A 15,167-nucleotide genomic window follows, 5' to 3' on the forward strand; every position below is an offset into this window, starting at 1 on the left:
AGTAGTTATTCAGGGTGCTGGCGCCGCGCCGTACCAGCCACTAAGCTGATTCAAGCAAGGCCGATCCACCCAGGTGGAAGCAGGAATTGCCCAAAATCTGCTCCGGAGTGCGTATCCCCCAATAACGCACTCCGGAGCTTTTTTGTGCCTGGGCGGTTCGGGACATGGGCCCGCCACCCTATACCCCCAGGGGGTACTTGCGCCTATACCCCTAGGGGGTATAGGTTGTCTGCATGAACGCTATCGAAGACGTTGTCGCGGCCGCTGAACGGCCCGCCTCCGAGGATGGCACTCCCCCCGAGCACGGATATACCGGAAATAAGGATGCCTACCTTCGCCGCCTGAAGCGCATCGAAGGCCAGGTGCGGGGCATAGCCCGGATGGTGGATGAGGACAAATACTGCATCGACATCCTGACCCAGGTTGCCGCCGTCACCAAGGCCCTGCACGCCGTCAGCCTCGGACTGGTGGAGGAACACATCGGCCACTGCGTGGTGGGGGCTGCTTCCGAACCGGATCCCGACGTTCGCGCAGAAGCCATAGATGCCAAGGTCAAGGAAGCTGCCGACGCCATCGGCCGGCTGCTTCGCTGACACCACCATCACAACCCGGCCACCGCCGGCCCTACGAAGGAGCAAGCCATGAGCACTACCGCCCCCACCACCACGACCGTCAGCGTTTCCGGCATGACCTGCGGGCACTGCGTGTCGGCCGTCAGCGAAGAACTCGAAGCCCTTGAAGGCGTTGAAGCCGTGAACGTGGACCTGAATGCCGGCGGCATTTCCACCGTGACCATCACATCCGGCAAGGAACTGTCTCCAGCGGAAATCGGCGAAGCCGTAGCCGAGGCAGGCTACCTGGTGGTTGCCAACGAAGCCTGATAACCCTCCCAATACCGGAAAGCTGACCATGAGCCACCAGGAACTGCTCCACCCACCGGGCACCCGCGTCGTCGAACTCGACATCGAAGGGATGACCTGCGCGTCCTGCGTCAACCGGGTGGAAAAGAAACTCGGAAAACTCGACGGCGTGGCCGCAACGGTCAACCTGCCGCTGGAATCCGCGTACGTCACGGTCCCGGCAGGCATCACCGACGAGCAACTGGTGGAGACTGTCAACGCGGCCGGCTACCAGGCGAAGGTGCGCCAGCAGCGGCCGACGGGCGGCGACAGTACGGCCACTGAACCTGCCGCCATTCCCGCCGACGAGCTCCGCCCGCGGCTCATCCTGGCAGCCGTCCTGACCGTCCCGGTATTCCTGGTCAGCATGGTCCCGGCGTTCCAGTTCCCCAACTGGGGGTGGGTGGCGGCGGTGCTGTCGCTTCCAGTGGTTACCTGGGCGGCGTGGCCCTTCCACCGCGCGGCGGCCATCAACGCAAGGCACCTGGCGTCCACCATGGACACCCTGGTATCGCTTGGGGTGGCGGCCGCCTACCTGTTTTCGGCGTGGCAGCTGCTGGCGGACCCACGGATGACCGAACACCCGGGCATGGAGGGCATGACGGGCGGCCTGTACTTCGAGGTGGCCTCCGTCGTCACCACCTTCCTGCTCCTGGGCCGGTACCTGGAGGCCAATGCCAAGCAGAAGGCCGGTGATGCCCTTAAGGCCCTGCTGAACCTGGGCGCCAAGGATGCCACGGTCCTGCGCAACGGCACTGAGGAGAAGATTTCCGCCGACCTGCTCCAGCTGGGCGACCTCCTGGTGGTCCGGCCGGGAGAGAAGATTGCCACTGACGGCGTGGTGGTCGACGGCGCCTCGGCCGTTGACGCGTCCCTGGTCACGGGTGAATCAGTCCCCGTCGAGGTTGGCCCCGACAGCCGGGTCACGGGTGCCACCATCAACACGTCCGGCCGGCTGCTGGTCAAGGCTACCCGGGTGGGCTCTGAGACCACCCTTGCCCAGATGGCCCGGCTGGTGTCGCAGGCCCAGACCGGGAAGGCGCCCATCGCGCGGCTCGCGGACCGGATCAGCAGCGTCTTCGTGCCGGTAGTCCTTGCGCTGGCGGTGCTGACCTTCGTACTCTGGCTCCTCTTCGCCGGGCCCGCCGCGGACGGGGACCACCTGCGGCGGGCATTCACCGCCGCCGTCGCCGTCCTGGTCATTGCCTGCCCCTGCGCACTGGGCCTGGCCACGCCCGTGGGCCTGCTGACCGGCTCAGGCCGGGGCGCCCAGCTGGGCATCCTGATCAAGGGCCCGCAGGTTCTTGAGGACACCCGCACCGTGGACACCATCCTCCTGGACAAGACGGGCACGGTCACCACTGGCGTCCTGGCCGTGGACGCCACGGCAGCGTTCCCCGGCTCCCAGGACCATGAAGTCCTTCGGCTTGCCGGCGCCGTCGAGGCCGCCTCCGAGCACCCGGTGGCCCGCGCCATCGCAGCAGCTGCCGCGGCCCCGTCCACAGGCACCACGGACGACGCCGGCAAGTTGCCATCCGTGCTGGGGTTCCGTTCCGCCCCGGGCGGCGGAGTGTCCGGAACCGTGGAGGGCCGGTCCGTTCTGGCCGGGCGGAGCGGCTGGCTGGAGCAGAACGGGATCACCCTGGACGCCGGCCAGCAGGCGACGCTCGCAGCCGCTGAACAGGGCGGGGCAACGGCCATCTGCGTCGCCGTGGACGGGAATGCCGCCGGAATCATCAGTCTCCGGGACACGGTCAAGGAAGGTTCCGCGGCCGCCGTCGGCCGGTTGAAGGCATTGGGCCTGCGGCCTATCCTGCTGACCGGGGACAACGCCGCTGTGGCCGCCCGGGTGGCTGCCGCCGTCGGGATTGCTCCGGAGGATGTCTACGCCGGCGTCCTGCCCGAAGGAAAAGTCGAGGCAGTGCGCAAGCTCCAGGCCGGCGGTGCCACCGTGGCCATGGCCGGCGACGGCGTCAACGACGCTGCTGCGCTGGCACAGGCCGACCTGGGAATTGCGATGGGGTCGGGTACGGATGTGGCCATTGAGGCCGCGGACCTGACCGTGATGGGCAACGACCTGGCCCAGGTGGCGCAGGCCATTGAGCTGTCCAGGAAGACCCTGGGCACCATCAAGACCAACCTGTTCTGGGCGTTTTTCTATAACGCGGTGGGTATCCCGGTGGCCGCACTGGGGCTGCTCAACCCGATGATCGCCGGCGCGGCGATGGCTGCCAGCTCGGTCCTGGTGGTGGCCAACTCGCTGCGGCTGCGCAGCTTCGGCAAGTAGCCGCGGCGGTTACACCGCGGGATCAGGCCGCACCGTACCGCACGGCGGCACGGGCCTTGGCCTTGGCCGCTTCAGCGTCCCTGTCCTTGGGCGGCGCCTGCGTTACCAGGGACTCCAGCAGGTGCTGGGTGATGTGGGCGATCTCATGGACGGCGTCGTCAAAGGCCTCTTGATTGGCCTTTGACGGCTTGGTGCTGCCGCTGATCTTGCGGACGTACTGCAGCGCTGCGGCGTGGACTTCCTCGGACGTGGCATGCGGCTCGAAGTTATGAAGGGTTCGGATATTCCGGCACATAACGCCATGCTAGGCTCTTCCAACGCCTGGGATCGACCCTTTTTCATGGTCTTCACCCGGCGTCCATGGGGAGCCCGGCATGGGCAGGGCTGCCCATCGACACTGTTTGGGGGCCGGGATAGGTTTTAGGCAATGGATCTTCCGGATGAGCCGGGGGGCCGCTGGGGATGCCGATCTGGTTCGGATCCACACACCTAACAAGGAGAAACTGATGGCTATTTGGGGTGCAGACGTTGAGCAGCTTCGCCAGCTCGGCAGCAAGCTTCAGGCAGGTGCGTCCGAGATCGAGACGCAGAAGTCCACTCTTACGAAGGTTCTGAGCAGCACCAACTGGGAAGGTCCGGACGCCACCAAGTTCCGCAACGAATGGTCCGGTACCCACACCGCGATGCTGACCAAGGTTGCCGAGGCGCTTAAGGAAGCCGGCTCGCAGGCCAAGCGCAACGCCGAAGAGCAGAGCCAGGCCTCCCACTAGGCTTTACCGCCACCTGGCGGGGGCAGGGACACCAGTCGGTGTCCCTGCCCTTTTTTGTGGTGGCACGCGCTCTAGGGGACGGGCTCGACGTCGTTCGCGTGCTCCAGCGGCGACCCCTGGACATTCATCCCCGTTCCGTCGCCGGAGGCAGCGGCGCGAAGCTCGTCAAGCCGGACCAGGATGACCCCGCTGACAATCAGGACTCCGCCGAGGAGCTGGATGGCGCCGGGGAGTTCCCCAAGCAGCAGCCACGCCCACAGGACGGCAAACAGGACCTCGGTGAGCGACACGAAGGATGCGACCTTTGAGCCGAGCGCCCTGGCGGCCATGATGCCCGACGTGTAGGCAAGTACCGTGGCCAGAACCACCAGCCCGGCAAGGGAGACCCACCACGGGGTGGTCCAGGGTCCAAGGGTGGTGTCCGCGGTGCTGAAGGCCATGGGCAGCAGGCCAGTGGCCCCGGCGAGCCACATCACGGCAGCGCCAGTCATCAGTCCCCCTGACGCCAGCACGATGGGAGGGAGGGTGTCGTTTTCCTTGGCGGTGATGAAGAAGTAGATGGCCAGGCACACGGCCGCCGCCATCCCCCAAAGAACTCCCACCAGATCCACCTTGACGGCTCCCGTGAGGTCAAGGACCAGCACCAGCCCGGCCAGGGACAGCAGCGTCCCGCCGGAGGTCAGCAGCCGGGGGCGCCGGCGGCTCGCGGCCCAGAGCCACAGGACGATGATCACCGGGGCCAAGTACTCCAGCAGGAGTGCCACGCCCACGGACAGCCGTGCCACGGCATTGAAGTAGAACAACTGGCAGGCCGCCACGCCAATGAGCCCGAACAGCACGATGGTGAGCCAATTGTCCCTCAGCTGATGCCACCGGCCCCTGAGCGCGAATACGGCTGGCAGCGCAAGGATCAGGGCCGCACCCGTCAGGCGGGCGGTGACGGCAGCTCCCGGCGACCAGCCGGTCTCCAGCAATGACTTGGCAAAGGATCCGGACAGGCCGAAGACCGCGGAGGAGAAGAGCGCAATCCCCAGCCCGGATGCCAGGAAGCCGCGGCGCCCGGCGGGCACTTCCGTGGTGGGAAGGTGGTTTTTGGCGGCAGGCACCGTCGCCTCCTGTCAGGAGTAAAGTGGGGTAATGCTCATGACATTACGCCCGGGCACTGTAAGGAGTCAACATGGTTTTCGCCCCTGACACGGAAGTGGCGCTGCGCACGGTGGTGAACCTCATCAACACGTCTGCCAATGGCAGGGAGGGACTGGCCACCATCGAGGACCTCGACGCCTTCCTGGCCGCTGAGGGGTTTTCGGGGGGCCGGAGCCGGGATGAGGCGGAACTGGAAAGCGTTCGGGAGCTGCGCCGTGAACTAACGGGCGTGTGGACGGCGGATGAGGACGCGGCCGTTGGCACCGTCAACCGGCTGCTGCGGGATGCGAATGCGCTGCCCCAGCTGATGAAGCACGACGGTTGGGACTGGCACCTTCACGCCACGGCACCGGACGCTCCCCTGGCAGACCGGATGAGCACCGAGGCAGCCATGGCCCTCGCAGACGTGATCCGCGGCAAGGAAATGGACCGGATGCGCACCTGCGAATCAGAGGACTGCGATGCCGCCGTGCTGGACCTGAGCCGAAACCGGTCCAAGCGGTATTGCGATACCGGAAACTGCGCCAACCGGGCCCATGTGGCCGCCTATCGGGCCAGGCAGGCGGCGGCGAATTAGCGCCTCCAAGCGCCTGTTGGCTTGGGCGCTCGTGTGCCGCTAGCGCTCTGGCGTGCCGTCGGTGCTGTCGCCTGATGCCGGCGGGGTCTGGCTGCCGGAACCTCCGTGGGGGGATGCCTTGGGCGCCGAACTCAGGTTGACGCCCGATCCCTTGCCAAGGTGTTCGGCATTCTCTTTGTAGCTCATGGACAGCATCGCGGCGATGACCAGGGTCACGATGAAGGCGATGCCGGCGGCCGTGAAGGCGAGGTCGAAGCGGGGTGCCCGGGCACTTCCCCCCGAGGCGAAGATCAGCACTGCAACGAAGGCGACGACGGCCCAGAACGCCGAAAACATCAGCGGCCCCTTCACCGAGGTCCGCAGCTTGCGCGGTTTTCCTTGATGCTGGTCAGCCACAGTGGTTCCTCCCTGCAGGCGGCGTACGTCCGCCTGGTTTACGAATTCCGGTGTTGCACCCGGATTTTCTACAGAAAGTAGAAGGGCGCTCCTCCTAGTTTACGGCTTTCCTGCGCCGGTGCGGGCATCGTGCCGCAGGGTCAGGCCGGACAGGACCCACAGGACGCCGGAAATAATGGCGCCTCCCCCGGCCACACCCAGCAGGGCGTGGGCCCCGAGGTTGACGAAGAACGGCAGCAGGACGGCGGTGCCGATCCCGATGATGCCAGACGCAATCCAGTCCCGGGACAGCACGTGGCGTCCCCTGTGCTGCAGGCCGCAGGCAAGCTCAAGGACACCGGCCACGCCCAGTCCGAGGGCTGCGATGACTGCGAACAAGAGGTCGCTGTGCAGCAGGACCACCGCAAAACCGGCCCCGGCCAGGACGGCGCCGGCGGCGGAAAGCAGCTTGCCGGGGGCGGAATTCTGGGCGAAACCCGCCGCCGGGACACTCCGGAGCGAAAGCACGCCGGTCGCCAAAAGATAGAGGCCGCCTGCCCAGCCCATGACTTCCACGGAAGGCGACGTCCAAAACACCGTCACGGCGCCGAACACGAGGGCAGCAGCCGAGCGCAGCAGGACCGGCTTCCAGAGGTCGTTACGGGGGGCAGTTCCCTGGGCAGCGCCCGCGGGGATGGAAGGTTGCGTCACCGGTCCAGTTTAGTGGGGGCTGCTGGAAGGTCGAACCGGGCGCCGTTAGGCACCTCGCCTGCACTCATTCAGGCGGAGCCCAGCACCATCCAGCGGTCGGACCGGGCCCGCACGCCCAGGGTGAGTGCCCTCGCGGCCATGTATCCCACGCCGAAAGCGGCCCACAGCCATCCCAACCCTGCGGCGCCGCTTGGACCGGAGAGTGCCACCCAGGCCAGCAGCGGCACGTAGATGGCGATGTTCACCAGCCCGGCGAGGGCGAGGTAGCGGGCGTCCCCGGCACCGATCAGCACCCCATCGAGCACAAAGACGTAACCGGCGATGGGCTGTCCGGCGGCCAGGACCCACAGCGCAACGGTGAGGACTGACTGCACGCGGGGATCAGTCGTGAACAGGCCCCCCACCCAAGGGGCGACCGCAGCCAGCAGCAGGCCCGTCACTACGCCGAACCCGGCGCCCCACCTGATCATGGTGCCGGTCAGCAGGCGCGCCCTGCCGGCGTTGGAGGCACCGAGTTCCTTGCCGATGAGCGCCTGCGCAGCGATGGCCAGGGCATCCAAAGCGAACGCCAGGAAGGAAAAGATGGTCATGGCCAGCTGGTGGGCGGCGAGGTTGACCTCGCCCTGGGCAGTTACCACCAGCACCGTGGCAAGTATCGCGGCCCGCAGGCTAAGCGTGCGCAGCATGAGCCAGGAGCCAACGCGCGTCATACTCCGGATGCCCCGCCAGCTGGGAAGCAGGCTGACGCCGTGCCGTACGGCGTTCCGGCGCACCATCACCACGTAGACCCCGGCCATGGCCCACTGGGCAAGGCTGGTGCCGATCGCGGAACCGGTTACCGACAAGTCCAGCCCGTAGACAAGCCACAGGTTCAGCAGGACGTTGACGCCGAATCCGGCCGTGGCCACCACCAGCGGGGTACGGGTGTCCTGCAGGCCGCGGAGGACTCCGGTGCCGGCGAATATCAGCAGCATGGCCACCAGCCCGGGCATGGACCAGCGGAAATAATCGATGGCGAAGGTGCGGACACTGCCCTCAGCGCCCAGGAGGTCGATCAGTGGTTCGGCCGAGGCGAAGCCGGCGGCAGCGAGCAGCACGCCCAGGAGGGTGGCCAGCCACACGCCGTCGCGCCCCGCCGCCAGGGCCTTGCCGAGCTGTCCGTCGCCGATCGCCCGGGCCACGGCCGGCGTCGTCGAGTAAGCCAGGAAGACCATGAGCCCCACGGCGGTCTGGAGCACCGCAGATGCCAGCCCCACGCCTGCGAGCTGGGCGACACCAAGGTGCCCCACGATCGCCGAGTCGGCCAGCAGGAACAGCGGTTCAGCCACCAGCGCCCCGAATGCGGGGATGGCAAGGCGGAGAATTTCACGGGCAGGCCCGCGGCTGCCGGAGACGGCGGCGAGGGCAGGTTGTTGGGGCACGTTGCCAGCCTATCCGGGCCGTACGCGGGATCCTTGGGGGCATGACAAAGACCACAAGTATGACTCATTAGTTGACACTTCAACTATCTATCCGGAACAGTGGTGTCCATGAACAAGTCAGCACTGACCACCACTGCCCTCGCCGCCCTCCGCATCATCCTCGGCTTCCTCTTCGCAGCCCACGGCTGGCAGAAGTTCAATGAATGGACCATCGCCGGCACCCAGGCCTCCTTCGCCAAGATGGGCGTTCCGGCCGCCGACGTCATGGCCCCCGCGATCGCCGTCCTCGAACTGGCAGGCGGCATTGCCCTGATCCTGGGAATCCTGACACGGGTCGTGGCCGCCCTGCTGGTGGTGGACATGCTTGGCGCCCTGTTCCTGGTCCATGCCCCCGCCGGTGTCTTCGCGGCAAACGGAGGCTACGAACTCGTCCTCCTGCTGGCAGCGGCATCCTTCGCCCTGGCCCTTACCGGAGCAGGCCGGCTGTCCGTGGACCGCGCCCTCTTCGGCCGCCGTCCGGAATCACGGCTGGCAGTCCTCGCGTAGCCCCCTCCCCACGCCACGAACGGCGGCAGGCCACCCAAGGTGCCTGCCGCCGTCGGATTTTAAGCTGCGCATCCGATTGTTGCAGCGCCAACCGGCCGGTAACCGGGGCCGCCAGTAGGATCGCAGCATGACTGAGACCGGCCGTCCCAACTCCGTAACCCTCCGCTTCCTGGCCGCCCCCACCGACGTGGGCCACAGCGGCTCGGTGGATGCCGGCACAGTACTCGAGTGGGTGGACAAGGCCGCCTACGCCGCCGCGGTGGGCTGGGCCAAGTCCTACTGCGTGACCGCCTATGTGGGAAACATCCATTTCACCGACCCCGTCAACAGCGGCGACATGGTGGAAGTCGAGGCCACCATCGTCTACACCGGCCGCTCCTCCATGCACATCCACACCGTGGTCTCCTCCGGCGACCCCAAAGGCGGCCCGGCCACGATGCGGAGCCAGTGCGTGGTGATCTTCGTGGCGGTCGGCGAGGACGGCAAGCCGATCCCGGTTCAGCAGTTCGAGCCTTCCACCCCCGCCGAAATCGAGCAGCGGGACCACGCCCTGGCCAGGATCAAGGTCCGGGAACAGATCGTCGAAGCCATGAACCGGCAGGAATATACAGACGCCGGGACGGCCGAACGCGTGACGCTGCGGTTCATGGCCGCCCCTACCGACGTGAACTGGGGCGGGAAGGTCCACGGCGGCATTGTCATGAAATGGATCGACGAAGCAGCCTACGTTTGCGCTTCCCGCTACTGCGGCAGGGACACCGTGGCGGTCTTCTCCGGCGGCGTGCGCTTCTACCGGCCCCTGCTGATCGGCCACGTGGTGGAAGTGGAGGCCCGCCTGGTCTACACCGGGACCAAGGGCATGCACATCGCGGTCCACGTCCGCTCCGGAGACCCCAAAGGCCGGGAGCTGAACCTCACCACCTACTGCCTCACCGTCATGGTGGCGCGCGACGACGAAGGAAACTCAGTGCCCGTCCCGGCGTGGGTGCCGATCAGCGAGGAAGACAAGCGGCTCCACGCCCACGCCCGCGAGCTCCTGGAAATCCGGGGTACGGCGCCCGGAAACCGCCTGCCGAACCACCTGCTCGCCGCAGCAGGCCATGCCGGCACAGCTGCGTCCAGAGCCGGCGAAGAGGGCTCCTAGAAGCCGCCACCGCCGCCAGCGTCGCCCGCCATGTTGGCGAAGCGGGAGTAGTGGCCCTGGAAGGCGACCACAATGTCCTTGGTGGGGCCGTTACGGTGCTTGGCCACCAGGATGTCCGCCTCCCCGGCGCGGGGGGATTCCTTGTCATAGACATCTTCGCGGTGGAGCAGGATCACCATGTCGGCATCCTGCTCGATGGACCCGGACTCGCGGAGGTCCGAGACCATGGGGCGCTTGTCCTGGCGCTGTTCCGATCCACGGTTCAGCTGGGACAGGGCAATGACGGGAACCTGGAGTTCCTTGGCGAGGAGCTTCAGCGCTCGGGAGAACTCGGAAACTTCCTGCTGGCGGGATTCCACCTTCTTGCCCGAGCTCATCAGCTGCAGGTAGTCGAGAATCACCAGCTTGAGGTCGTGCTGCTGCTTAAGGCGGCGGCACTTGGCCCGGATTTCCATGAGGGACATGTTGGGGCTGTCGTCAATAAACAAGGGGGCATCGTTCATGCGGCCCATGGTGGTGGCGATCTTGGACCACTGTTCGTCCTTGATGGTTCCCTTGCGGAGGTCCTGGAGCCCAATGGTGGCTTCGGCGGACAACAGGCGCATGGCGATCTCGTTCCGGCCCATTTCCAGGGAGAACATCACCGTGGAGAGGTTGTTCTTGATGGCGGCGGACCGGGCGAAATCCAGGGCGAACGTTGACTTACCAACGGCGGGGCGCGCGGCGATGACGATCATCTGGCCTGGGTGCAGCCCGTGGGTCAGCTCGTCGAGTTCGTAGAAGCCTGTGGGCACACCAGTCATGCCCTCCCCGCGGTGGCCGGACGCCTCAATTTCGTCCACCGTGGACTCCATGACGTCCTTCAGCACCACGTAATCCTCTGCGGTGCGGCGTTCGGCCACGGCGTAAACCTCCGCCTGGGCCTGGTTGACCAGGTCCTCCACCTCGCCGTCGGAACCGTAGCCCAGCTGGACAATCTTGGTGCCGGCGTTGACCAGGCGGCGAAGCACCGCCCGTTCGGCCACGATCTCGGCGTAATAGCCGGCGTTGGCGGCGGTGGGGACGGTCTGGATGAGCTCGTGGAGGTAGGCAGGGCCGCCGATCCTGTTGATCTCGGCCCGCTTGGTCAGTTCATCGGACACCGTGACGGCGTCCGCGGGCTCGCCGCGCCCATAGAGGTCGATGATGGCCTCATAGATGGTCTCGTGCGCGGGGCGGTAAAAATCCTGGCCGCGGAGGATCTCGACAACATCCGCGATGGCATCCTTGGACAGCATCATTCCGCCCAGGACCGACTGCTCGGCTGCGATGTCCTGCGGCGGCTTCCGGCTCGCGTCCGCTCCACGGGTTGCCTCGACAGGGTCCAGATGCGCGATTGACAAAGCTGCCGTCCTCCATTTGTACCGGGTGTGCAGTCCGGTGATCCATCCTGTTCATGGGCTCCGATATCCGGATCCGCCACCCGTCCAGGTCTACCCGCAGGCCCTGACAATCACGTGCCGGAGTTCCGGAAACCAGCTCCGGACCGGAGTTATCCCCAATATCCACAGCTTTTCCACAAAGAGATGTGGATATTGCATGGATGGGGTCCCGGTGACCGGAACAGAGATCCTGTTTCGGCCCCGGAGAACAGGTACCCCGCTACGCTAACCGGCATGGCGCCCGCCGCAAAGCCAGCTTGCCGCTCACCCTGTGGATAACCTGTGCAGTATGCGGCATAGCTTGTGCACAGCCTGTGGGGAAGTCTGTGGATACAAACTTTTTTTCGCGCGGTATACGCCTTTGACCTGCGGAAAGACTGCCGCCAGCATGTGGAGTAAATATTTCTTCCACGGAATTTCATCCACAGGCACTGAGTGGGATCAGCAGGGATGGAAGGTGCGGAACGGCCTCGGAAGCACCCGCGCCCCATGTCCGTGGCGCTCCTCATATTCCGGCCCGGGAGTTTGACTGCCGCCTCCGCGGCCCTGTATGCGGAACAGTGAATATTGCTGTGGATAAACCTGATCTGGATTAGGCTCTAGGTATGGGCGATCTCCTGCTGGTGCTGTTGCCGGCGATTGTTTTGGTGGTCCTCCTGTGGGGCGTCGCCACCGCGCTGCGGCCGCGCGATCCAGGCTTGTCGGAGGCCGCAAAGTACCAGCGCGAGCTTGCCGAGCGGTCGGCACGCCACTACGCGGCCCAGGTACAGGCGGCCACTGCCGCCCGCGACCGCCTGGCCGCCGCTACCCACCCCAGCCAGAATGCCCAGCAACACAACCAGCAGCAGGAATATATCCGTGCGGCCAGCCAGCAAAACGACCGCACCTGGCAAAGGCCAGGAAGAACAGAGAACGGCACGTGAAAATGGAATCCCTTGTGGTCCCGGTCCTTATCCTGCTCGCAGTCGTCGCCGGGGTCATACTCGCGTACCGTGCCTCCCGCACGCGTAAGGCAACGCGCGGCACAGTCCCCGCCCAGCCCGCTGCAACATCGCAGGAATCGGCGCGGGATGCCGCGGGACGCTTGTCCGAGGACCAGCACCGGCGGATCTATGCCCTGATAGCCCAGGGACAGGCCATGGCCGCCATCAAGCTCTACCACGAGGCCACCGGCGAGGGGCTGCGGGCCTCCCGTGACGCCGTCGGCGCCATGGCGGCCCACCCCCAGCCCTACCGGGCCCAGGAGCCGATGCAGGTCCCGGAGGAGGACGACGACGAGCCAGAGCGGTTCCCGTACCGCTACCGGGCGATCGCGAGCAAGGGTGACGTCACCCGGGAAGTAAGCAGCAACATGCTTAACGACGAAATCTACGGCCGGATCCGGACGCTGGCCCGGAGCGGCGAGACGGAGGCGGCAGCCACCGCTCTGACACGGCATTCGGATATCTCACTCAAGCAGGCACGGGAGTTCATCGCGCTGCTGGACGACTAGCGGCCCGTCCCAGCGCGTCGGGGCCCGGCCGTCCTGGACGGCCGGGCCCCGACTCTTGCCTGAAGGGCTATGCCCAGGGTGGCTAACCCAGGGTGAGGACCAACTTAGGTGCTACGGCGCCGCCCGCCTCCCTGGAATTGAGGTCGAGGCCATCACTGCTGGTGGTGTCGAGCCCCAGCGAGAGCTGGCTTCCCAGGTCACCGGCCAATCCGGCAGGCGTGAGCGGGACGCTGTAGCTGGTGTTGGTCGCGGTTGGCCCCAAGGTTCCGATGCTGGTTCCCAGCGCGGGGCGGCTGTTGTAGGTCACCCCGGTCTCGGTCCAGCCGTCGTCAGCCACCAGCTTGACGTTCTGCTTGCCGGTCGAGCCGCTCCCGGCACTGACCAGCTGCAATGTGGCACTTTGGATCGTCTTGCCGGCGTAGGGCGTGAGGTCGAACTTCAGGTATGCAACTTCCACCGGACTGTTATCAACCCCCAGCATGGTTGAAGTTCCATAGTTCGTTCCCGCCGCCCCGCTCGACACGTAGGTGTCGGCCGTGGCGGTGAGAGTCACGGTCTGCGCCGTTCCGCCGCCCCCCGAGGCCGGAGCAGTGGTGAATGTCCACGTCTTGTCCGCTGGCAGGGCGTTGCCGGCACTGTCCTTAACCCCGCTGCTGCCGCCCTTGACGGTAGCCGTGTAGACCGTTCCCGCCGCCAGGTCCGCGTTTGGATTCAGCGTTGCCACGTTACTGGCACTGTCATAGGACACAGCGGCCGTTACGGGCGTCGAGGTTCCCGCCTGCAAGGTGAAGCTGCTTGCTGTCACCGTCGAGGCGTTCATTGCTTCGGAAAAGGTCGCAGTCACGTTGGCTGCGGCGGCCACACCGGTGGCACCGGAAGCCGGGGACGTTGCCGTCACTGTCGGTGCCGTCGTATCGGCGCCGGAGCCGCCACCCCCGCTGGGGTCGTAAAAGTGCCAGTACCGGCTGGTGGCATTGACGTCGGCAAGGATCAACAGGCCGCTGTTGGCCGTTCCGCGGCCGGAACTGTTGACGTTCTGCCTGGTGGAGGTCACGTTGTGGACGTACTGGTCGGCGTCGACGATTCGTGGCGTCTTGGTGGTGGTGAAACTGATGGTGTCCAGCGGCGTGGACTTCTCGTAGATCGCGCCGCCCGTGCTGGTGCAGACACCTGCGTTCGTCGTTCCACTTGGTTTCGGATAGGTAGCGAAGGTCCGCAGCTTCTGGGTGCTTTCATCAATCAGGACGATCACCCGGTTCGGGCACTCGGACACGGTTGCGATCGTATGGGCCGACCATGTCGATGTCGAGGTATTCAGGGCGAGCAATTGGATCAGCGGCTGGGACGCTGAGGTGAAGGATGTCTTGATGGCAGCGAAAACCTTGTCGGTTGAAGCGTCCAGCCACTTCAGGTTCATGTGGTCATCACCGCTGCGCTGCCCCTTCACCGCCGCCACCGGGGCGCTCCAGGACGAGTTCGAGGCTCCATCGGTGTGGTAGCTCCAGTACATGCCGTCGCTGGCGTCGCCGAGCTGCCGGCTCCACATGACGCCCAGCTTGTTCCCGCTGTAGGCGATAACGGCCGAGTTATCGTCCACGGATACATTGCTCAACGACGCGGGGTGCGGGAACGGCATCCCCCACGTCGCTCCATCCGTCCCGGTAACGTTCAGATAGATACGGTTACCCTGCTGCCACGTGGCCCACACCCGGCCCGTCGAGTCCTTGTCTATGGACAGGGTTTCAATCTTTTGATTGTTGATCTGGGTGGATCCCAGGCTCGTATAGGTCTTTGTGCTGGCGTTGTAGCTGTAGCGGCGCATGGTGGTCGGAAAGTTTGGCTCGGCCGGCAAGCCGTCGTTCACGAAACGGTAGCTGGCGACGTACAGGGTCTTCCCGTCCCACAGCACGTCGTGATGCGTGTTCGACCGGGACTCGGTCACGACGCCGGTGCTTGTCCAGGAACTTGTTGCAGCGTTGAAGCGGAAGATTCGAAAACTGGAACTACCCGAGTCCCAGAGGTTTCCCCACCAGATGCCGTCGTTAAACCACAGCGAGTTCGTCTGCCGCTTGGTGCCGGTCGGCGTCCCGGTCCCTGAATGTGAGGGCCCCTCAACGCCCACGTCCCCCGTAGCGGCAGAGGCGGCAACCGGCACCACCAGCCCGCCCCCGAGAACGAGGAGCAAGGCAGCCAGCAGGGCCTGCAAGCCCAGTTTCCGCGTTTGGGCCGGGTTGGCACCGCCCGGACCGGAGTTCCGTCGCCTGGCAAACCGCCACAGCGTGCCGACATTTCGCGCTGGCTGGCCGGACTTGAATACTGGATGGTCCATCAACGTCACTCCCCGGTGTCGAAAACTCCGCCAATCCCCAGTTTGTTCA

At 65.8% G+C, this 15,167-nt stretch carries 16 protein-coding genes; 9 read left to right on the top strand and 7 right to left on the bottom strand.

What is annotated here, in order from left to right; all coding sequences use genetic code 11:
* The first annotated feature begins 233 nt into the window (after positions 1-233).
* From AC1DIP_RS09625 to AC1DIP_RS09635, 3 genes are read left to right on the top strand one after another with little or no spacing between them, the layout of a single operon-like run.
* The gene (locus tag AC1DIP_RS09625; RefSeq protein WP_476208100.1) at positions 234-593 is read left to right on the top strand and encodes a metal-sensing transcriptional repressor; all 360 of its coding nucleotides are present in this window, start codon (positions 234-236) and stop codon (positions 591-593) included.
* 48 nt (positions 594-641) lie between these two features.
* Positions 642-881 carry a cation transporter gene (locus tag AC1DIP_RS09630; RefSeq protein WP_476208102.1) on the top strand — a complete coding sequence of 80 codons (240 nt, stop codon included), beginning with the start codon at positions 642-644 and terminating at the stop codon, positions 879-881.
* Positions 882-909: 28 nt separating this feature from the next.
* Complete coding sequence (locus AC1DIP_RS09635) at positions 910-3,186, top strand: heavy metal translocating P-type ATPase (protein ID WP_477733594.1); 2,277 nt, start codon at positions 910-912, stop codon at positions 3,184-3,186.
* Positions 3,187-3,208: 22 nt separating this feature from the next.
* Here the strand turns inward: AC1DIP_RS09635 and AC1DIP_RS09640 are convergent, their stop codons facing one another.
* The gene (locus AC1DIP_RS09640; protein WP_387562255.1) at positions 3,209-3,481 is read right to left on the bottom strand and encodes a DUF2277 domain-containing protein; all 273 of its coding nucleotides are present in this window, start codon (positions 3,479-3,481) and stop codon (positions 3,209-3,211) included.
* Positions 3,482-3,692: 211 nt separating this feature from the next.
* Between AC1DIP_RS09640 and AC1DIP_RS09645 the strand changes: the two genes are divergently transcribed.
* Complete coding sequence (locus AC1DIP_RS09645; protein ID WP_110545130.1) at positions 3,693-3,956, top strand: WXG100 family type VII secretion target; 264 nt, start codon at positions 3,693-3,695, stop codon at positions 3,954-3,956.
* A 71-nt stretch (positions 3,957-4,027) separates the two neighbouring features.
* On the opposite strand, the gene AC1DIP_RS09650 is transcribed toward AC1DIP_RS09645, so the two are convergent.
* Positions 4,028-5,062: an EamA family transporter gene (locus AC1DIP_RS09650; RefSeq protein ID WP_477733595.1), complete on the bottom strand. Its 1,035-nt coding sequence runs from the start codon at positions 5,060-5,062 to the stop codon at positions 4,028-4,030.
* Between the two features lie 71 nt (positions 5,063-5,133).
* On the opposite strand from AC1DIP_RS09650, the gene AC1DIP_RS09655 reads away from it, so the two are divergent.
* The gene (locus AC1DIP_RS09655) at positions 5,134-5,679 is read left to right on the top strand and encodes an ABATE domain-containing protein (RefSeq protein ID WP_476208109.1); all 546 of its coding nucleotides are present in this window, start codon (positions 5,134-5,136) and stop codon (positions 5,677-5,679) included.
* A 39-nt stretch (positions 5,680-5,718) separates the two neighbouring features.
* Here the strand turns inward: AC1DIP_RS09655 and AC1DIP_RS09660 are convergent, their stop codons facing one another.
* From AC1DIP_RS09660 to AC1DIP_RS09670, 3 genes are all read right to left on the bottom strand, one after another.
* A complete protein-coding gene (locus tag AC1DIP_RS09660; RefSeq protein ID WP_477733596.1) occupies positions 5,719-6,075 on the bottom strand; it encodes a hypothetical protein in 357 nt (118 codons plus the stop codon).
* 99 nt (positions 6,076-6,174) lie between these two features.
* Positions 6,175-6,765: a hypothetical protein gene (locus AC1DIP_RS09665; RefSeq protein WP_477733597.1), complete on the bottom strand. Its 591-nt coding sequence runs from the start codon at positions 6,763-6,765 to the stop codon at positions 6,175-6,177.
* A gap of 68 nt (positions 6,766-6,833) precedes the next feature.
* The gene (locus tag AC1DIP_RS09670; RefSeq protein WP_477733598.1) at positions 6,834-8,186 is read right to left on the bottom strand and encodes an MATE family efflux transporter; all 1,353 of its coding nucleotides are present in this window, start codon (positions 8,184-8,186) and stop codon (positions 6,834-6,836) included.
* A gap of 108 nt (positions 8,187-8,294) precedes the next feature.
* Here AC1DIP_RS09670 and AC1DIP_RS09675 point away from each other — a divergent pair, with 108 nt between their 5' ends.
* Together AC1DIP_RS09675 and AC1DIP_RS09680 are read left to right on the top strand one after the other, a co-directional pair.
* Entirely contained in the window at positions 8,295-8,732 is a 438-nt protein-coding gene (locus AC1DIP_RS09675; protein ID WP_476208116.1) for a DoxX family membrane protein, read from the top strand.
* A gap of 127 nt (positions 8,733-8,859) precedes the next feature.
* Positions 8,860-9,876 (top strand): acyl-CoA thioesterase, encoded by a 1,017-nt coding sequence (locus AC1DIP_RS09680; protein WP_477733599.1) that lies wholly within the window; start codon positions 8,860-8,862, stop codon positions 9,874-9,876.
* Here the strand turns inward: AC1DIP_RS09680 and dnaB are convergent.
* Positions 9,873-11,258 (bottom strand): replicative DNA helicase, encoded by a 1,386-nt coding sequence (gene dnaB, locus AC1DIP_RS09685; protein WP_477733600.1) that lies wholly within the window; start codon positions 11,256-11,258, stop codon positions 9,873-9,875. The genes AC1DIP_RS09680 and dnaB overlap by 4 nt on opposite strands.
* 644 nt (positions 11,259-11,902) lie before the next feature.
* On the opposite strand from dnaB, the gene AC1DIP_RS09690 reads away from it, so the two are divergent.
* Both AC1DIP_RS09690 and AC1DIP_RS09695 read left to right on the top strand, forming a co-directional pair.
* Positions 11,903-12,220 (top strand): hypothetical protein, encoded by a 318-nt coding sequence (locus tag AC1DIP_RS09690; protein ID WP_477144843.1) that lies wholly within the window; start codon positions 11,903-11,905, stop codon positions 12,218-12,220.
* Positions 12,221-12,222: 2 nt separating this feature from the next.
* Positions 12,223-12,789 carry a hypothetical protein gene (locus AC1DIP_RS09695; RefSeq protein WP_476211810.1) on the top strand — a complete coding sequence of 189 codons (567 nt, stop codon included), beginning with the start codon at positions 12,223-12,225 and terminating at the stop codon, positions 12,787-12,789.
* A gap of 82 nt (positions 12,790-12,871) precedes the next feature.
* Here the strand turns inward: AC1DIP_RS09695 and AC1DIP_RS09700 are convergent, their stop codons facing one another.
* Positions 12,872-15,118 carry a CBM96 family carbohydrate-binding protein gene (locus AC1DIP_RS09700; RefSeq protein ID WP_477733601.1) on the bottom strand — a complete coding sequence of 749 codons (2,247 nt, stop codon included), beginning with the start codon at positions 15,116-15,118 and terminating at the stop codon, positions 12,872-12,874.
* Between the last annotated feature and the right edge of the window lie 49 nt (positions 15,119-15,167).

The sequence above is a fragment of the Pseudarthrobacter sp. 05T312 genome (assembly GCF_056396685.1).

What these genes read in the sequence shown, in the direction of transcription:
- AC1DIP_RS09625 (WP_476208100.1), top strand. Translation starts at nt 234, where the DNA reads ATGAACGCTATCGAAGACGTTGTCGCGGCCGCTGAACGGCCCGCCTCC.
- AC1DIP_RS09630 (WP_476208102.1), top strand. Translation starts at nt 642, where the DNA reads ATGAGCACTACCGCCCCCACCACCACGACCGTCAGCGTTTCCGGCATG.
- AC1DIP_RS09635 (WP_477733594.1), top strand. Translation starts at nt 910, where the DNA reads ATGAGCCACCAGGAACTGCTCCACCCACCGGGCACCCGCGTCGTCGAA.
- AC1DIP_RS09640 (WP_387562255.1), bottom strand. Translation starts at nt 3,481, where the DNA reads ATGTGCCGGAATATCCGAACCCTTCATAACTTCGAGCCGCATGCCACG.
- AC1DIP_RS09645 (WP_110545130.1), top strand. Translation starts at nt 3,693, where the DNA reads ATGGCTATTTGGGGTGCAGACGTTGAGCAGCTTCGCCAGCTCGGCAGC.
- AC1DIP_RS09655 (WP_476208109.1), top strand. Translation starts at nt 5,134, where the DNA reads ATGGTTTTCGCCCCTGACACGGAAGTGGCGCTGCGCACGGTGGTGAAC.
- AC1DIP_RS09675 (WP_476208116.1), top strand. Translation starts at nt 8,295, where the DNA reads ATGAACAAGTCAGCACTGACCACCACTGCCCTCGCCGCCCTCCGCATC.
- AC1DIP_RS09680 (WP_477733599.1), top strand. Translation starts at nt 8,860, where the DNA reads ATGACTGAGACCGGCCGTCCCAACTCCGTAACCCTCCGCTTCCTGGCC.
- AC1DIP_RS09690 (WP_477144843.1), top strand. Translation starts at nt 11,903, where the DNA reads ATGGGCGATCTCCTGCTGGTGCTGTTGCCGGCGATTGTTTTGGTGGTC.
- AC1DIP_RS09695 (WP_476211810.1), top strand. Translation starts at nt 12,223, where the DNA reads ATGGAATCCCTTGTGGTCCCGGTCCTTATCCTGCTCGCAGTCGTCGCC.
- AC1DIP_RS09700 (WP_477733601.1), bottom strand. Translation starts at nt 15,118, where the DNA reads ATGGACCATCCAGTATTCAAGTCCGGCCAGCCAGCGCGAAATGTCGGC.